This window comes from Nocardia pseudovaccinii (assembly GCF_050942345.1).
Classification (GTDB): domain Bacteria; phylum Actinomycetota; class Actinomycetes; order Mycobacteriales; family Mycobacteriaceae; genus Nocardia; species Nocardia pseudovaccinii.
In genome coordinates this window covers 4,115,381-4,131,444 of record NZ_CP192074.1, presented here as the reverse complement: position 1 = coordinate 4,131,444, position 16,064 = coordinate 4,115,381, and the positions used below count along the sequence as shown (strand labels likewise).

Sequence of the window (16,064 nt, the reverse complement as noted above, 5' to 3'; positions counted from 1 at the left end):
CACAACCCGCGATTCTCGGCATCCGATAGTGCCCTGGCCAGCACAAAGACCCATCGTTCAGTGTGACAACACCGGTCAGCGTTGCGTTGCCACGTCGACGAGTTCGGCACGGCTCCGGCTGTACCGCCCGGCCGCCCACAGCGCCACCGCGATGTAGAGCACCTGTTCGGGTATCCGAATCCACAGCGGGGATGCGGGCGCACCGTTGAACGGGATGTCGGATAGGGCGGCGTAGATGTTGGCGGGCAGCAGGGTGACGAACAGTGCGGCCAAGCCGATCCCGGCGGGTCGTCGGGTTCTGGTGAGGACGAGACCGAGCGCGCCGAGCAGTTCCAGCACACCGGTCAGGTACACCATGAAACTCGGGAACGGCACGAATGGCGGCACCATCGGCAGCAGATCACCGTGGGTGGGAGCGGGTCCGCTCGCGAGGCTGTCGGGAAGGAAATGCGTTGTGCCGGTGAGCACCAGCATCGCCGCGAGCGCATACGCCGCGCACGTCGGCCAACCGGTGAATCGAGTGGCCCCCAGTACACCCGACAGGCGCAGCCCGAACAGCACGATCAGGAGAAAGATCAGGATTTCCATTTATGTCTCCGCATGGGTGGGTTGGTTTGGTATCGGTCGGTATGCCGGGAGGAATCGGATGATCAGGTAGCCGAGTACGCCGAGCGGCGCGAACAAGATCGTGAACAGCAGTAGTGCGCTGATCAGCGCGGGATGGATGCCGCGTTCGCGGCTGTCGAAGTAGATCCAACGGCCGAGAAACAGATCGAATCCGACGAAGTGCGCCCACGCCGCGGCCGCACCCGCACTGCTGGCGAGAATTGTTTGCAGCCCAGGCAGATTCGGGCTGGCAAGAGCGGACAGGAACGGCCCGAACTCCGGTAGCACCAGCGTCGCGTAGATCAGCAGCGGCGCCGCGCAGATCAGTGGTGAGGCGACGATGGCCGGCGTTCGGTGCCAGCGCGGCGCCAGGATCATCAGTGCCCAGAAGGGCGCGGCCAGCCAGAAGGAAAGGTCGAATAGCGAACGGGTCATCGAGTCACGCCGATCGCGGTCAGCGGATCGGGTGACGGATGCGTGGACCGCGGTCGGCGCAGAATGATCATCGCGGCCGATCCGGTTGCGGCAGTGGCGATCAAGGCCAGTGCCAGCAGCGTCGGTGCGTCCGGATGCACCACGGATTGTCCGCGCAGCGCCTGCCAGGTCAACACTACGAGCAGACTGCCGAAGGTCGTTGCCGTGACAGTCACGAGCGCTGCTCTGGATCCGGCCGATTGCAAAGCAGGGATTCGGCGGGCACCGAATTCCAGGGCGATGACGACCAGCGGAAGCAGTTGCACCGCATGCATTCCGACAAAATGCGGGACGCGTAGATCACCACCGGCGGTGCTCCAGCCGAGAATCGGCAGGCCCGGTCCGCCGTCGGGGAGGCCGACAGTGTGCGCGCCTTGGATGGCGCTGCCGGTCTCGCGTTGGGCCGGAGTCGGCATCACCATGAGCATCCCCAGCGCCGCGCCGATCAGCGACAGTGCGGCGCCGTAGCGAATCGCGGCGTTGCGTGCGGGATCCGGCGTCGGGTTGCGGAACAGAACCAGCGATACGACCAGAGTCGCGACCCAGACCACGATTATGGACAGCCCCATGGTGTCCCACAGCGCCGCATTGAGCGGAGTTGTGAAGTTGAAGTGGCTGGTGGTGCCGCGCACGATCTGGGTCACGATGACGGCCAGTTCCACACCGAGGCCGACGGCCGCCACCGTGCCCGCCCACCAGGCGACCCGCCGCCAGCGGGTGAGCTGGGCGATCAGCCAGGCCCAGGTGACCGCGTAGATCAGCACCGAGAGCGCGAATTTCACCGCCTTGGCCCAGACCGGCAGTCCGGTGAGGACCCGATCGTCGACGATCAGGCCGCCGATCGAGAAGAGAACAAGCAGTGCCATCGCGGTGGCGAGCAGCATCAGTGGGCGATGCCATTGCAGAGCGTTCATGTCATGTCCTTCGGCAGGAACTCGTCAGGTGTTCATGTGGTGTTCGGTGGCGCAGGACCAGCCGGGGTCGCCGTGGCGGATGAAGCCGATCCAGCGCTCGCGCATGTCCTCGACCAGGGCCTGCGGTCGCTCGCCCATGAGCATCGGTGCGTGCGCCCACGCTGCCGCATTCCCGAGCAGGAACGGCAGTTCCAGGCAGTGACACGCGCCGAATGGGCTGGTTGCCGGATGCCAGTCGAACCGGTAGAGCCATGCGGTATTTCCCTGCGCGGCAAGGGTTTCCGCCAAACGCAAGGTAGGAGCACGGAACAGTTGGTGGGTCATGGTGTCGGCTGCGTCGTCGACCATCGCCGCCGCCTCGTCCTTGGTCGTTCCCAGCAGGACCTCGATACCCGCAGCAGCGACCGACCGCGCCAAGTCGTCGCTGACGAGAACACCGTCGGCGACCAGTTGATACGGCGGAGCCGCACCACCGACGCGCGCCGCGACCGCATACTGCGCCGAGAGCAGCTCGGCCACCGGAACATCGAATAATCGCCGCTGCTCATCCGGCGCAAGACCCAACTCGCTCAACAGCATTCGCCCGGCGGCGGCCGCGTCCTCGGGTGACGCGGGCGGTATCCCGGCAGGGGGGCTCTGCAGGATCGCACGACGGAAAAGTCCGGCGGTTCCGGTCGGCATCGCGAGTATCGAGAGCGCCCCGCCGGATTGCCCGGCAACGGTGACCTGCGCCGGATTCCCGCCGAACCCGGCGATGTTGTCCCGCACCCACTCCAGTGCGGCCATTTGGTCGAGCAATCCGAGATTGCCTTCGCTCACCCCGGGCAGGCACAGATATCCGAGAACACCGAGTCGATAGTTGATCGTCACGACCACGATGTCGCCGAGCTCGGCCAGCTCCGCACCGTCGTACCAGGCCAACCCGCCCGAGCCGCTGGTGAATCCGCCACCGTGCAGGAAAACCAGCACCGGATGACCGGACCCGGCCGGTGCCCAAACGTTCAGCGACAGACAGTCTTCGGCCTGGGCGACCGTGAACCGACCCATGACGCGCTCCAGCCGTGACGCCAACTGCGGTGCGGCCGGGCCGATCTCGACGCTGTCGCGGATGCCCGGCCATGACTCCGGAGCACGCGGCGCGCCGAACCGTTCGGCAGTCGCGAACGGAATACCGCGGAATGCGGCTACCGCACCGTCGGCACTCCCCCTGACCTTCCCCGCGGCAGTCTCGACGATCATGGCGCGACGAATGTCAGTCCGGCACCGCATGCGTCGCGCGCGGACACAAAGAACCCCGTCGCGGCGGTGCGAGTCGGCGTACCAGTGCTTTCCACAATCCGACGCGCGTGCTCGACATCATCGACCCGGATGGTCATCGCCGCGAAGTACGACGGCGCAGGCACCGGCTCACCGGGTAGCACCTGGTCGGCGTCCGACGCCCGAACGAATTCCAGTCGGACCTCTTTGTGCGCCAACACCGTCAACGAATTCTCGGTGGTCGGATCGACCGCGACGATGCGGCGGTAGCGGTCGACGATCTCGTCGAACTCGGTGTCGGCGGCCACGATCGTCACCGCCGCGATCCCGCGCGCCCCGTTCGGATGATCGAGATACCGTGGCTGGTGCACATATTCGCGGGTCAGGTGCTGGGAGATGCCGAGCAGACCCTCGGACGTGCTGCGCGGGTCGATGTGCACTGTGCGGGCGCGCATGGTCCGCACGCCGTCCTCGGTGTCCACGTCACGTTCCAGCTCGAGCACACCGGAAGCGGGGAGCCCGGCGTCGATGAGCCGCGTGCTGACCGCAGCGGCGTCGTCGGTCTCCAGATTGAGAATCCGGAATCCCTCCGGAAGCCGCTTCGCGTGCCACGGGTCGGGCGCGGCGGCATCGACGATGCCGAACAATTCGATGTACGAGCCGCCGAACACCGCGCATTCGTTGGCGGTGCACCCCAGAATCGCAGGTTCACCCGGCCGCTGGCTCATCAGGTGCCGCGACCGCGGCGTCAAGGTGAATCCGAAGGACCGGTATCTACTCGTCATCGCATCGAAGTCACTGCCCTTGAGACCGGTGTGGTGGATGGCTCCGATGTACTGCTGGCCCATGTCGTCGTTCATGCGAACGAGCCTGCTGGACCACAGCGTCGAAGACCGCTTATCGGGCGGTCGACGCCGTTTTCGGACATCTATCTACCCTGATCGGGTGGATTCGGACACCCTCGACGATCTCGACCTGCAACTGCTGCACGCACTACAGATCGACGGCCGCGCCGCATACAGCACAATCGCCCAGGTGCTGGGGGTTTCCTCGCGCACCGTGGCCCGTCGATACGGCCGTCTGCGCACCAGCGGACTCGTCCGAGTCACCGGCGTCGCAGCCCCGGGGCCGATCGCTACCGCCGAGTGGATCGTCCGAATCACGGTACGGGCCAGTGCCGCCGGCACGCTGGCGCGCGCCCTGGCCCAGCGACCGGACACCGCCTGGGTGACGGTGGTGGACAGCGGTACCGAAATCGTGTGCATCTTCCGCATTCCCGACGACGGCCCGGCACCGCTGGCCGGACTCGCCCGACATGGCGATGTCCTCGATATCTCCGCACACCGGCTCCTGCACCACTTCATGCAGCGCCGCTGGCGCGGCCGCACCTCAGCGCTGACCACCGCGCAAATCGAGGCACTGCGACCACCGGACACCGCCGCGACGCAGTCGCTATCGCTGACCGAGCTCGACCACCGGCTACTCGCCGCCCTTTCGCTCGACGGCCGTACCTCCTACCCCGACCTCGCCCGCCGCATCGGCTGGTCCGAGACAGCGATCCGGCGTCGACTCGACGAGCTTCGACGCGCCGGGATACTTCGGTTCAGTGTCGAAATCGACCCCGCCGCATTCGGTTTCACCGTCTCCTGCGTGATCTGGATGAGCGTAGTTCCGCATCAGCTCCAGACTGTGGCGACAGCCTTGGCTTCCGACTTCGAGGCAGCATTCATCGGCGCCACCACCGGCGAGCACAATCTGATCGCGATCGCGGTCTTCCGCAACTCGGCAGAGCTGTATGCCTACCTCACCGAACGGATCACCACACTGGACGGCATCGAACGCATGGAAACCACGCCGATCGCCGCCCACACCAAGCGCGACGCCCAAATATTTCGTTAGTCGTTCGGCAACGGTCGCTTACTGCGGCATCTCACCCACCCGCACGTTGGTGTCGATGATTCCGAATACCTCCCCTTGTGGCGCCGAGACCATCGCCATCCGGCCCGCGGGCGAGTCGGAGGCGGGCATCAGCACCGTCGCGCCGAGTTCGCCGGCCCGCGCCAACCCGGCGTCGACGTCGTCGAACTGGAACCAGGTCAGCCAGTAGCTGGGCATGGGTTCGCCGGGCATCACGGTGTCGTCGTTCATGCCGCCTGCGGGCTGTTCGCCGCCGCGCGGGGTGAACATCGCGTAGATCATGTTCTTGCCGTCGCCGACATCGGCGTAGGTGAAACCGAAGACATCGGCGTAGAACTTCTTCGCGGTGTCGAACTGCCGGGTGTGCAGTTCGTTCCAGCAGTAGGCGCCGTGTTCGTTGTGGACGGCGGCGCCGTTGTGCGCACGGGCCTGCCAGATGCCGAATGCCGCGCCGACGGTATCGACCCCGATGAACATGCGCCCGGCGTCGAGCACGTCGAAGGGTGGCATGACCACCTGACCGCCCGCCGCGCCCACCTTCTCGGCAATGGCGTCGGCATTATCGGCGGCGAGATAGGTCGTCCATACCGAGGGCATTCCCGCCTGCGGCTTGGGGCCGATCCCCGCGACAGCCTGCCCGCCCTTCATCCCCATCAGATATCCGCCTGCCTCGTCCCCGCCGCTCTCGATGGTCCAGCCGAACAGATCGGCGTAGAACTCGCTCGCCTTCACCGTGTCGTCGACCTGGCAGTCGACCCAACACGGGGTGCCCTCGGGCCAAGGTGTGCTCCGAACAGGCATCGGTATCTCCGTTCACTCGTCGGTTGCCTGCGGTCCCCGGCGGGACTACCGATCCCACCGGAGGTGATGCCGATCACACTGCCGTCTAGTAGTGAACCAGCATCTCCGGCGGGTGTCCCGGAGTTCGCTGAACGTTTACCGACACCGGGTCCGGACATCCGAATGCCCACCGGGCCGATCGTGTGGAATCGGCTCGGTGGGCATGCCTACTCGGGTGTCACAGCTTGCCGCCACCGCCGATCAACCATGGGTTGAAGGCGCATTCCAGATTCGGATGGCCGGACGGGTCGAGCGCGTTGAGCGCGATCGACAGGGCGCGCGGCGAGTACATGATCGTCAGATGGTCGGAGAGGTCCTGTTCGCAACCGTCCTGCAGGGTGATGTTGTGGACGGTCACGCCTGGCCCCGGCTTCAGGAAGGTCAGGTCGTAGGGGTTGGTGACCTCGTCGTAGCGAGTTCCGACCACGGTGTAGTCGACGCCGGGGACAGTGTCGCCATCGGCGTTGAGCTGGTTCACGAAATCCGAGCCGATGGTCTGCTGGATGCCCGCATGACCGACGAAGATCTCGATGAATCCGAGAATATCGATGCCGAAGTTATTGATGGCCCGGCCCAATGCGCCGATGCCGTCGAGGCTGGTGCCGTGGTGGGTGGCGCCGAAGGTGACCAGATTCTTCACCTTGGCGGCACCACCCTCGAACTTGGTGTACCAGTTGGCCATCGAACCGCCCTGGGAGTGGGCGACGATATCGACCTCGGACGCGCCGGTCGCGGCCAGCACTCGATCGACGAAGGCTGCGACCTGTTTCGCCGAATCCTGGATGTAACCGGTGCCCATCACACCGGGTAGCACCGAGCCGAGACCGCCGCCTTCCAGCAGGTTCGAGCGCCCGTAGTTGAAGGTGAAGACGCAGAAGCCCGCATCCTTCAGCGGCTGGCCCATATAGGCGAATCCGTTGTAGGCGTTCATCCACGTGCCGTGCAGTGCGATCACGGGGCGCGGATGTTCGGCGGTCGGCTTGCAGTTCCAGTCGTTGGTGCCGGGCGGTGCGACATCGGGATTGAGCAGGCCGTAGCCGAAGGCTGCCAGCCACGATGTCATCGGTGGCCCGTAACCGTGTGTGTCACTGGCGTATCCACCCGACGACCCGGAGCTGCTGCCGGAACCGCCGTAGCAATCACCGGAGCCATTGCCCGATCCCGCACCGCTGCCCGAGGTGCAGGCCGAACCCGAACTGCCCGCACTACCGGAATCGGCGACCGGCGCCGCCTTCCGCCCGGCGGCGATGTAGTCGGCCAGAGTCTGCTCCGTGGGCGCCGGATCGGGATTCGCATTGGCCGCGACCCCGGTCACACTCATGGCGAGCATCGAGACGCCCATCATCACCGCGGCGCTGACCGACCGACCGCATCTACTTCGTTTCATGACATGCCTTCCTGGAGAACGACAGCGTTCGAGTCGCAGCGCCGAGGTATGTCGGTCGACGGCGCTGAAACTGCGCCAACGCTAAAGCCCGATTTCGGTCAAACCCGTAGGACGGCAAGGCAACTGGATACCTCACCAATTGGCTTTGCCGCCGTTAGGGGTGCGGCACAATCACGGTTTTCCGGTGTCGCCGTGACGCGCACAATCCGCACGATCGAATTCGGTGAATTCTCCAGATCACCAACTGATCACGAGGAATTCGCAACGTTTGAGGCGACCATGGTTCCACGTTTTCCTGCCGTCGACGGCCACCCGACGGCTAATGAGTGGAGCTGCCATGTTCGATCCGATCGAATCCACCGTCCGCTTCGGCCGCGGCATCGCGCGGATGACCGCGGGGACCCTGCTCGGCGCCGCAGCGGTGGCGACGGCATTGCTGCACAGCCCGCCCGGGTTCGCGGATGCGGGCGGCTCGGCCGAGCAGCCGCAGGGGATGCTGTTCGGTTGGCCGCCAACCGAACCCGCACCGTCGGCGCGGGCGCTCGGGTTCCGCGGACCGCAGACCGCGATCGTGGTGCTCGGGTACGGACTGCTCCCCGACGGCGGAATGCGACCGGAGTTGATCAGTCGACTGCACGCCGGGTATGTGCAGGCCCTACTGGCTCCGCTGTCACCGATCATCGTGACCGGCGGTAATCCGCGAAACGGAGTCACCGAGGCGCAGGCGATGGCGGATTGGCTTATCGGGCACGGTATCCCGGCCGAGCGCGTCCATATCGAGGCCGAGGCGGTGTCGACTGCCCAGAATGCCGAACGTTCGGCTCGGATCATGCACGATATCGGCATGCGCGACGCCGTCGTGGTGACCTCCGCCGACCATATCGACCGGGCCGCAGCCCTTTTCGGCGATGCCGGAGTCCCCGTCGTCGCCACGGTCACTCCCGAAAAGGTACCGCCGCTCGTTTGGGAGTTCGGGCCGAGATCCTGAGCCGCACCACATTTCGCAACATAGGAGCAAACATGAACAAGAGCGCCGTCGATGCCGCTGCCGCCCCGGCCGACCAGGCCCGCGCATTACTCGACCACCGATATCGATCCGCCACCACCTACGAGGTCGGACGGGAAAAGATCCGTGAATTCGCCCGCGCGGTACAGGATTTCCACCCCGCACATTGGAATGAGGAGGCGGCCGCGCAGCTCGGCTTCGACGGCTTGATCGCCCCGCCCACGTTCGCCTCGATAATCCTGCTCCGGGTCCATCGCGAAATACTCGATACCCTCATCACCGGCTACGATTCGCACCGGATTCTGCACGCGGACCAAGTGCTCGATATCGGCAGGCCGCTGGTCGTCGGCGACCGGATCACCTGTGATGTCTATTTCGAATCATTCCGGCATTTCGCCGACTACGACGTGCTCGCGGTCAAGAGCGTATTGACAGATCAGCACGGTGAGGTGGTGCAGACCGGGTCGACGGCTCTGCTGGCGCGCACCGGGCCCGAGGAGGCGGGATTGGCAGAGCGGGTCAGCCGGATCGCCATGCACGCCCCCGATGCGCCGGGTACGCCCGGCGTCGTTGTTCCGGGCGGCGGCGACGGCATCGTGGCACCGATCTCGCCCCGCACACCACGCACCACGATCGATTTCGAATCCCTTTCGGTCGGTACCGAGTTGCCGGCCCGGGTCGTACATCTGTCGCGCGGTGATCTGGTCAATTATGCCGGGGTGACCGGTGATACCAATCCGGTGTTGTTCAGTGAGCAGGCCGCCAACGCGACCGGTCTGCCGACCGTCGTCGCCCCCGGCATGCTCAAACTCGGCCTGGCCGCCGGATACCTCGGTGGCTGGCTCGGTGATCCGGCAGCTGCCACCCGATTCCGCGCCCAGTTCGCGCATTACACACACTATCTGCACATTCCGCCGCTACAGGCCAGCGCCATCGAATTCCGTGGCCGGATAACCTCACTCGATCCGCATCGCCGCATGGCCACGGTCGCGGTGGACGCAAGGTCACACGGCCGCAGGCTTTTCGGCTACGCCGCGGCGGAAGTCCTTTTCCCGGAGCGGGATCGAAGTCCGGTCAACCGCGCGAGTCTGCGATGTGAGTCCAGCCGCGCGGCGCGGTCGTAAGTGCTGGTGTGGACCAGGATTTCGTCCGCGCCGGTGCGTGTGACCAAGGCTTCCAACGCCTCCGCGACCTCGTCCTCGGTGCCGTGGATATGGTCGCGCAGCGCCTCGTCGAAGAGGCGGCGTTCCCGCTCGGTCATCGTCATGAATTCGATCTCCGCGGGTGGAATCAGCACCGGAAACTCACCGCGCGTCCGGGAATACGCGTTCGACCACGCCTCGGGCAGCAACAGTCGATGGGCTTCCTCGGTCGAATCGGCGATCACCACCGCACCGGATACCACGACATACGGTTCGGATCCCCAGGGCGTCGGACGGAATTCCGCGCGATAGCGGTCGATCGCCTCGACCATGCGGTCCGTTCCGGCGATCGAGGCGATGACCAGCGGCAAGCCGAAACGCGCGGCCCGCTCCGCACCGGAGCCGGTCGCCAGTAGGAATGCGGGTATCCGCAACCCTTCCGCAGGCCAAGCGTGCACACCGGACTTGCCGCGGGTGAAGTATTCGAGAACATCGGTGAGCTGTTGATCGAAGTCGTCGGCATCGCTCTTGCCGTGTGCGAGCGCCCGTCGCACCCCATCGGTGAAACCCACCGAGCGCCCGAGACCCATATCGATCCGCCCCGGGTACAGCGATTCCAGGACACCGAATTGCTCGGCCACGACCAATGGCTGATGGTTCGGCAGCATCACCCCGCCGGTCCCGATTCGGATCCGCGAAGTCACCGCAGCGGCAGCCGCGGCCAGTACGGTTGGCGCCGAGCCCGCGACGCCGGGCACACTGTGGTGCTCCGAGACCCAGAACCGGTGATAGCCCCAATCCTCGGCCGAGCGCGCGAACTCCACGGTCTCCCGTAGTGCCTCCGGATGGCTCTGGCCGCGTCGGACGCGTGAGCGATCCAGAATCGAAAACCGCACCTCATCGAGTCCCGAAGTCATATCTGTGTCAACACCCCGGGCCCCGCCGCATTCCACCGCGCGGATCGCTGTGGATGGAACAATGGAAATCACACCTGCGTAACCCGGTAGCCGGTCCTGCGGTCGTCGACGCGTATCGCGGCTCGGCACGAAACGTCGAGCTCGACGTGGAGGCGCGAATGTCCCGGATCGGCCAGTTGTTCCGACGTGTGAGCCGTCGCACCACCATTCTGCTGGGTATCGCGCTAGCGGCGGTCATCATGTTGGCGGCAACAGCGGTGCTGGTCGCGGTGCGTGGCACCGATCGAGTTGCGAGCGGTGTGTGTCCGGATGACCCATCGGCGTCGGCTCCTGGCTGGGCACCGTCGAACGATCAGGTGGACGCGCCGATCGATGCACATCCGTTCGTCGGGAACGGCTATCTCGGATTGCGTGTGCCTCCGCGCGGCATGGGATACACCGCAACCGATGAGACGACCGGCTGGCCGCTCTACACGCCCGCATACGACGGCGCTTTCGTCGCCGGTCTTTATGCGCACACTCCGGGTGTAGCCGACAACCGCGAGGTCGCCGCGGCCATTCCGAACTGGTCCGGATTGCTGGTCGGGGTCGGCGAGCACACCTACTCGGCGACCACACCCGCTGATCAGATCTCGAACTTCACGCAAACACTGCACCTGCGCTGCGGACTGGTGCGGACCCGGCTGACCTGGAACGCGCCCGATGGCAAGGCCACCGATCTGGTCTACGACGTACTCACCGACCAGGCGGATCAGCATGTCGGCGCGGTGCACGTCACGGTGCTGCCGCACTGGTCGGGCGAGATGGTCGTCTCCGATCTCGTCGACGGCGCCGGTGCGCGTCGGGTCGGCCAGTCCGAGGTGGGCGCGCGCGATGACGACACCATTCGGGTCGGCTTCCGTGCCGACGGCACCGATGTCGGCGGCGATATCGTCTCTGTGCTGCGGCCGGGGGCGGGTATCGCTTCGAACGCGATTCAGCCGATGCCACCGGGCCGCGATCTCAGTGCGCGCCAGGATGTTCGGTTTCCGGTGCGCGACGGCGGCACGTATCAGTTGACGAAGTTCGTCGGCGTCGACACCACCCGCACCTCTCCCGATCCGGCGGCGACCGCGTTCGAGTCGGCACAGCGGGCCGTGCGGACGGGGTGGGCGAACCTGCTCTCGCAAACATCCGCGGCCTGGCGTGCGCGGTGGCGCGGTGACATCGAGGTGCCCGGTCAACCCGATGTGCAGACCTGGGCGCGCGGCGCGCTGTATTCGCTGTATTCGAGCACGAACTCCCAACAGGACAACAGCATTTCGCCGGTCGGGCTCAGCAGCGACAACTATGGCGGCGCGGTGTTCTGGGATGCGGATATCTGGATGTTCCCCGGATTGCTGCAGTTCGCACCGGAATTGGCGAAGTCGGTGGTGGACTACCGCTTTCGGACATTGCCCGCCGCCAAGGCCAACGCCCAGCGGCTCGGCTACCGCGGCGCCTTTTATCCGTGGACCAGTGCGAGCCATGGCGATCTCGACGAATGCCACAGCTGGGATCCGCCGCACTGCCTGACCCAGATCCATTTGCAAGGCGATGCGTCCTTGGCCGCCTGGCAGTACTTCGCGGCCACCGGCGATACCGGCTATCTGCGCGAACGCGGCTGGCCCGTGCTGCGCGCGCTCGCCGAATTCTGGGCCTCGCGGGTGACGCGCAACAACGACGGCAGCTACTCGATTCGCAATGTCGCGGGTCCCGACGAGTACAGCAACGGGGTGAACGACGCGGTCTACACCAATGCTGTCGCCGCCCTCGCCCTGCGCAATGCCACCCGCGCGGCGGAGATTCTGGGCGAACCGCACCGGCCCGAGTGGACCGCGATCGCCGATGGACTGCGCATGCCGTTCGATCGCAATAATCGGATCTTCGTCCAATTCGACGGCTACACAGGCACTCCCATCAAACAGGCCGACACCGTGCTACTGATCTATCCCCTGGACTGGCCGATGCCGCCGGATGTGGCAGCCAATGTGCTCGAATACTATTCGGAGCGAACCGATCCCGACGGTCCCGCGATGACCGATTCGGTGCACGCCATCGACGCGGCGATACTCGGCGTCCCGGGTTGCGCCACCGACACCTTCCTCGAGCGCGCCGCGCGCCCGTTCGTCCGCGCCCCCTTCGGCCAGTTCGCGGAGGCCCGCGGCGCCAAGGTCGGATCGAAGGACCCGCTCGCCGGCGCGCCCGCCTTCACATTCGTCACCGCGGCAGGCGGCTTCCTGCAGACCTTCACCAACGGCCTACTCGGCCTGCGCCTCGACACCGACGAAATCCGGATCGCCCCAACCCTTCCGCCCGAACTCCCCGACGGCCTCACCATCCGTGGAATCCACTGGCAGGGCCGAACTTTCGACGCCACCATAGGCCCCGACGAAACCGAACTCACCCTCACCGACGGCCAACCGCTGCAGATCCGAACCGATACCGAAACCCACCGCCTCGACAGCGAACTGACCGTCCCCACCCGCCGCCCCGATCGCAACCCGACCGACAACCTGGCCCGCTGCAAACCGGTCACCACCAGCTCCGACGAACCCGGCAAATACGCCGAAGCCGCCGTAGACGGCACCCCCGCCACCAGCTGGTCCCCCAACACTCCTACCGCCACCCTCACCGTCGACCTGGGCCAGGAAACCCACATCGCCCGAATCCTCCCGCACTGGACCGCGCCCACCCCAACCACATTCACCACCTCCCTCGACAATCAAACCTGGACCCCGATCGCCCCCGACCCAACCACCGGCACCCTCCTCAGCCCCCTCTCGGCCCGCTACGTCCGCCTGGAACTCACCACAACCCCGACTTCCCACCCCGCCCTCCGAGAACTCGAAATCACCGGCCCCCGAACCTGATCCGCACTCCTGGGCACTCCCGTCGGCTCCTGTGCACAATACGGGCACGTCACGGCGGGTCGAGTTCTAGCATGAAACGGGTGCGTCGGTTGCTTTCACTCTTGTTTCTCCCGCTCGCGGCCTGCGCCGACCCGACACCGACACCGAGCGCGACGACGGTTACGACCACGCAGTACGTCCGTACACCGGCGGATTGCACCAAGTTGGAGATCGCCGCGCTTGTTGTCGAGCCCGGGCACGGCTATATCTTCGGCACGCATGCCGAATGGCTGCCCAAGGGGCAGTTCGTTCGCGTTCGAGTGGCGATCACCAACGCCGACAACACATTCCATACGACCCGCACCACCGACTATCAACTCGACGACGCCGCGGGCACCGCGCATCCGGTCAGCAACGACGCCATGGCGATCAAACGTCAACCGACCGAGGTGACCATCGGTGCCGGGAACCGACTGGAACTCGATCTCTGGTACGACATTCCACTCGACACCACACCGAAGCTCCTGCGCGACAGCGCCTGTGCCACCACGACAACGCTTCCTGGTTAGGCCTCCATCTTCATATCGTCAGTCGCCGTCGGGTTTGCATCAGGGAGCGGCAGCCGGTGTCCGCGCAGCCGCGCGAGATAGACGCGCTGATCGAGCACCTGCTCCGGATACAGCCCGCGGTCCTCGGGCATACAACCGAACGAACGCCAAGGCAAGCCGTGCCGGCTCAGGAGTGCCGCGTGAATCAGTGTGGGTCGGGCAGGCCGAGCGCCGGTGCCAGCACGCGCCAGGCCCGCGGCAGCTGGGCCTCGAAATCGGGCCAGGTGTGCATGCCCGTCGGGGCGTAGTCGACGGTGGCCGGGATATTCAGCTCGGCCAATCGTGCCGCGAAGCGTTCGGTACACGAGCGCGCACCGGCCTCGAGGGCCAGACCCCCGCCCGCCGTCTTCAAGGCTTCGCCGAGGTCGGACGCGCGCGACACCGCGACGAGGTCGGCATCCGTCGGCAGACCGGTCGCCGCGGCCAGGTAGATCGAGGTGCCGCGCAGCTGCGGTGCACCGAGCAGGCTGTCGTGCGCACTCCACTCCGGCGAGCCGGGTGGACCCCAGAGGTTTTCGACATTGCCACCGCGCGACGCGACGGTGATCGTGGTGACCGCCCGACCGAGATCGTCTGCGGTGGAATAACATCCACTCATTCCAGCGACCGCACGGTAGCGCCCCGGATTCCGCTGGGCCAGCATCATGGCCGCCTGCGCGCCCATCGACACACCCGCGATCGCCCGCCGCCCATCGGTTTTCAGATACGACTCGATAATCGGCGGCAGCTCGGCGGTCAGAAAGGTTTCCCAGCGGTTGACCCCGAGGGTGGCGTCCCGCCACATCCAGTCGCTGTACATGCTCCCGGTGCCGCCGCTGGTCAACACCACATCGACCGGTTTATCCGCGAAGAACTCCGCCGCACGCCCCTTGGTCAGCCACCCCGAGACCGGCTCGCCGTCGACGCCATCGAGCAGATACAGCAGTGGACGCGGTCCGGAACCGCTGCCGTGCAACACATCCACTGTTATGACCCGGCGCATGGCGGCCGAGGCGATGGCGAAACGTTCGTGCCGCGGCCCGACCGTCTCGATGCTGATCGTCCCGGTCCGCGTCATGGCCGGATCGACGGCGGGCGGCCCGGCGGGCGGATCCGCGAGCGCGGGCACGGACGCCAGCGCGGCGATGAGGGCCATCGCCGCCGCGGTGCTCGGTGCTCGAAATCTCATGAGACGACGGCGGCCCGCTCTGTCTGTCTGGCCGCGGCCCGATCGCGCTGCTCCTCGAAACGTGTTGCCTTGACGGCCAATTCTTCGAGGTAGGCACCGAGCTCGTCGCGGGCGCGCTCACCGTCGTCGGACAGATCGGTGCGCTCGAAGACATTCCAGGCGCGCAACACCGGCCGCAGCACGACATCCAGATGCTGGCGCAAGTCGTAGATGCCGTTCTTGGCCAGTACCACCGCATTCCGGCGGAAGTTGGGCTGGGTGAGTCCGGGCATCTGGAACCGCGTGACGATATCGGTGACCGCACGCATGGCCTCGTCGGGTGCGAGGTCGAGAGCGGCGGCACTGAGGTTGCGGTAGAAGATCATATGCAGGTTCTCGTCGGCGGCAATCCGTTGCAGCATACGCTCGGCGATGGGCTCATTACAGGCGGCGCCGGTATTTCTGTGACTTATTCTGGTCGCCAGCTCCTGCAATGTTACATATGCGACCGAACGCAGGAACTGTGGTCCCTTCTCCGGTTTCGCGACACCGATCGTCATATGCGCCATTCTGGCCTGCTCCAGGGCCACCGGATCCACCGCACGAGTGACCACCAGATAATCGCGCATGACGATCGCATGACGGTTTTCCTCCGCGGTCCAGCGCCCGACCCAGGTACCCCAGACACCGTCCAGTGAGAACGACTCCGAGATCTCCCGGTGATAGGAGGGCAGATTGTCCTCGGTGAGCAGGTTGGTCACCATGGCGGTCCGCGCGACCTCCGACAGCAGCGATTGTTCCGGGTCCCAATCGATACCGCCCATCGCAGCAAAATTCCGGCCGTCGTCCCACGGCACATAATCGTGTGGGTGCCACGCCTTGGCCTTGCGCAGATGCTCGTCGAGATGACGTTCGGCGACGGGCTCCAGTTCGCGCAAAATGTCGAGATCGGTCAACGCGGTCGTCACACGTGCTCCTT

Annotated in this window: 16 protein-coding genes; 5 read left to right on the top strand and 11 right to left on the bottom strand. The window is 65.8% G+C overall.

All coding sequences use genetic code 11. The annotated features are described in order from the left end of the window. Positions 1-75: 75 nt before the first annotated feature. The 5 genes from ACQPZ2_RS18690 to ACQPZ2_RS18670 are packed head-to-tail and all read right to left on the bottom strand — an operon-like array spanning position 76 to position 4,111. Positions 76-588, bottom strand: a complete 513-nt coding sequence (locus ACQPZ2_RS18690) for a DoxX family protein (protein WP_433526698.1) — start codon at positions 586-588, stop codon at positions 76-78. Next, positions 589-1,041 carry an ABA4-like family protein gene (locus ACQPZ2_RS18685; protein ID WP_433526697.1) on the bottom strand — a complete coding sequence of 151 codons (453 nt, stop codon included), beginning with the start codon at positions 1,039-1,041 and terminating at the stop codon, positions 589-591. Beyond that, on the bottom strand, positions 1,038-1,994 hold the full coding sequence (locus tag ACQPZ2_RS18680; protein WP_433526696.1) for a hypothetical protein: 957 nt from the start codon (positions 1,992-1,994) through the stop codon (positions 1,038-1,040). The genes ACQPZ2_RS18685 and ACQPZ2_RS18680 overlap by 4 nt, the downstream gene beginning before the upstream one ends. Before the next feature lie 24 nt (positions 1,995-2,018). Further along, positions 2,019-3,233, bottom strand: coding sequence for a carboxylesterase/lipase family protein (locus ACQPZ2_RS18675; protein ID WP_433526695.1), 1,215 nt, complete (start codon positions 3,231-3,233; stop codon positions 2,019-2,021). Beyond that, on the bottom strand, positions 3,230-4,111 hold the full coding sequence (locus ACQPZ2_RS18670) for a VOC family protein (protein WP_433526694.1): 882 nt from the start codon (positions 4,109-4,111) through the stop codon (positions 3,230-3,232). The genes ACQPZ2_RS18675 and ACQPZ2_RS18670 overlap by 4 nt, the downstream gene beginning before the upstream one ends. An 85-nt stretch (positions 4,112-4,196) precedes the next feature. On the opposite strand from ACQPZ2_RS18670, the gene ACQPZ2_RS18665 reads away from it, so the two are divergent. After that, positions 4,197-5,150: an AsnC family transcriptional regulator gene (locus tag ACQPZ2_RS18665; RefSeq protein ID WP_433526693.1), complete on the top strand. Its 954-nt coding sequence runs from the start codon at positions 4,197-4,199 to the stop codon at positions 5,148-5,150. Positions 5,151-5,168: 18 nt separating this feature from the next. On the opposite strand, the gene ACQPZ2_RS18660 is transcribed toward ACQPZ2_RS18665, so the two are convergent. Beyond that, positions 5,169-5,969: a VOC family protein gene (locus tag ACQPZ2_RS18660; protein ID WP_433526692.1), complete on the bottom strand. Its 801-nt coding sequence runs from the start codon at positions 5,967-5,969 to the stop codon at positions 5,169-5,171. Between the two features lie 217 nt (positions 5,970-6,186). Further along, positions 6,187-7,395 carry an esterase/lipase family protein gene (locus ACQPZ2_RS18655; RefSeq protein WP_433526691.1) on the bottom strand — a complete coding sequence of 403 codons (1,209 nt, stop codon included), beginning with the start codon at positions 7,393-7,395 and terminating at the stop codon, positions 6,187-6,189. Positions 7,396-7,732: 337 nt separating this feature from the next. On the opposite strand from ACQPZ2_RS18655, the gene ACQPZ2_RS18650 reads away from it, so the two are divergent. Then, positions 7,733-8,383: a YdcF family protein gene (locus ACQPZ2_RS18650; protein WP_433526690.1), complete on the top strand. Its 651-nt coding sequence runs from the start codon at positions 7,733-7,735 to the stop codon at positions 8,381-8,383. Positions 8,384-8,415: 32 nt separating this feature from the next. Continuing rightward, positions 8,416-9,525: a fused (3R)-hydroxyacyl-ACP dehydratase subunits HadA/HadB gene (locus ACQPZ2_RS18645; protein ID WP_433526689.1), complete on the top strand. Its 1,110-nt coding sequence runs from the start codon at positions 8,416-8,418 to the stop codon at positions 9,523-9,525. On the opposite strand, the gene ACQPZ2_RS18640 is transcribed toward ACQPZ2_RS18645, so the two are convergent. After that, entirely contained in the window at positions 9,429-10,460 is a 1,032-nt protein-coding gene (locus ACQPZ2_RS18640) for an LLM class flavin-dependent oxidoreductase (protein ID WP_433526688.1), read from the bottom strand. The genes ACQPZ2_RS18645 and ACQPZ2_RS18640 overlap by 97 nt on opposite strands. Positions 10,461-10,513: 53 nt before the next feature. Here ACQPZ2_RS18640 and ACQPZ2_RS18635 point away from each other — a divergent pair, with 53 nt between their 5' ends. Both ACQPZ2_RS18635 and ACQPZ2_RS18630 read left to right on the top strand, forming a co-directional pair. Then, complete coding sequence (locus tag ACQPZ2_RS18635; RefSeq protein ID WP_433526687.1) at positions 10,514-13,351, top strand: discoidin domain-containing protein; 2,838 nt, start codon at positions 10,514-10,516, stop codon at positions 13,349-13,351. A 71-nt stretch (positions 13,352-13,422) separates the two neighbouring features. Further along, the gene (locus tag ACQPZ2_RS18630; RefSeq protein ID WP_433526686.1) at positions 13,423-13,899 is read left to right on the top strand and encodes a hypothetical protein; all 477 of its coding nucleotides are present in this window, start codon (positions 13,423-13,425) and stop codon (positions 13,897-13,899) included. On the opposite strand, the gene ACQPZ2_RS18625 is transcribed toward ACQPZ2_RS18630, so the two are convergent. From ACQPZ2_RS18625 to ACQPZ2_RS18615, 3 genes are read right to left on the bottom strand one after another with little or no spacing between them, the layout of a single operon-like run. After that, the gene (locus tag ACQPZ2_RS18625; RefSeq protein ID WP_433526685.1) at positions 13,896-14,030 is read right to left on the bottom strand and encodes a hypothetical protein; all 135 of its coding nucleotides are present in this window, start codon (positions 14,028-14,030) and stop codon (positions 13,896-13,898) included. The genes ACQPZ2_RS18630 and ACQPZ2_RS18625 overlap by 4 nt on opposite strands. Positions 14,031-14,083: 53 nt before the next feature. After that, positions 14,084-15,106, bottom strand: a complete 1,023-nt coding sequence (locus ACQPZ2_RS18620; protein WP_433526684.1) for an alpha/beta hydrolase — start codon at positions 15,104-15,106, stop codon at positions 14,084-14,086. After that, positions 15,103-16,053 carry an acyl-ACP desaturase gene (locus ACQPZ2_RS18615; protein WP_433526683.1) on the bottom strand — a complete coding sequence of 317 codons (951 nt, stop codon included), beginning with the start codon at positions 16,051-16,053 and terminating at the stop codon, positions 15,103-15,105. The genes ACQPZ2_RS18620 and ACQPZ2_RS18615 overlap by 4 nt, the downstream gene beginning before the upstream one ends. Between the last annotated feature and the right edge of the window lie 11 nt (positions 16,054-16,064).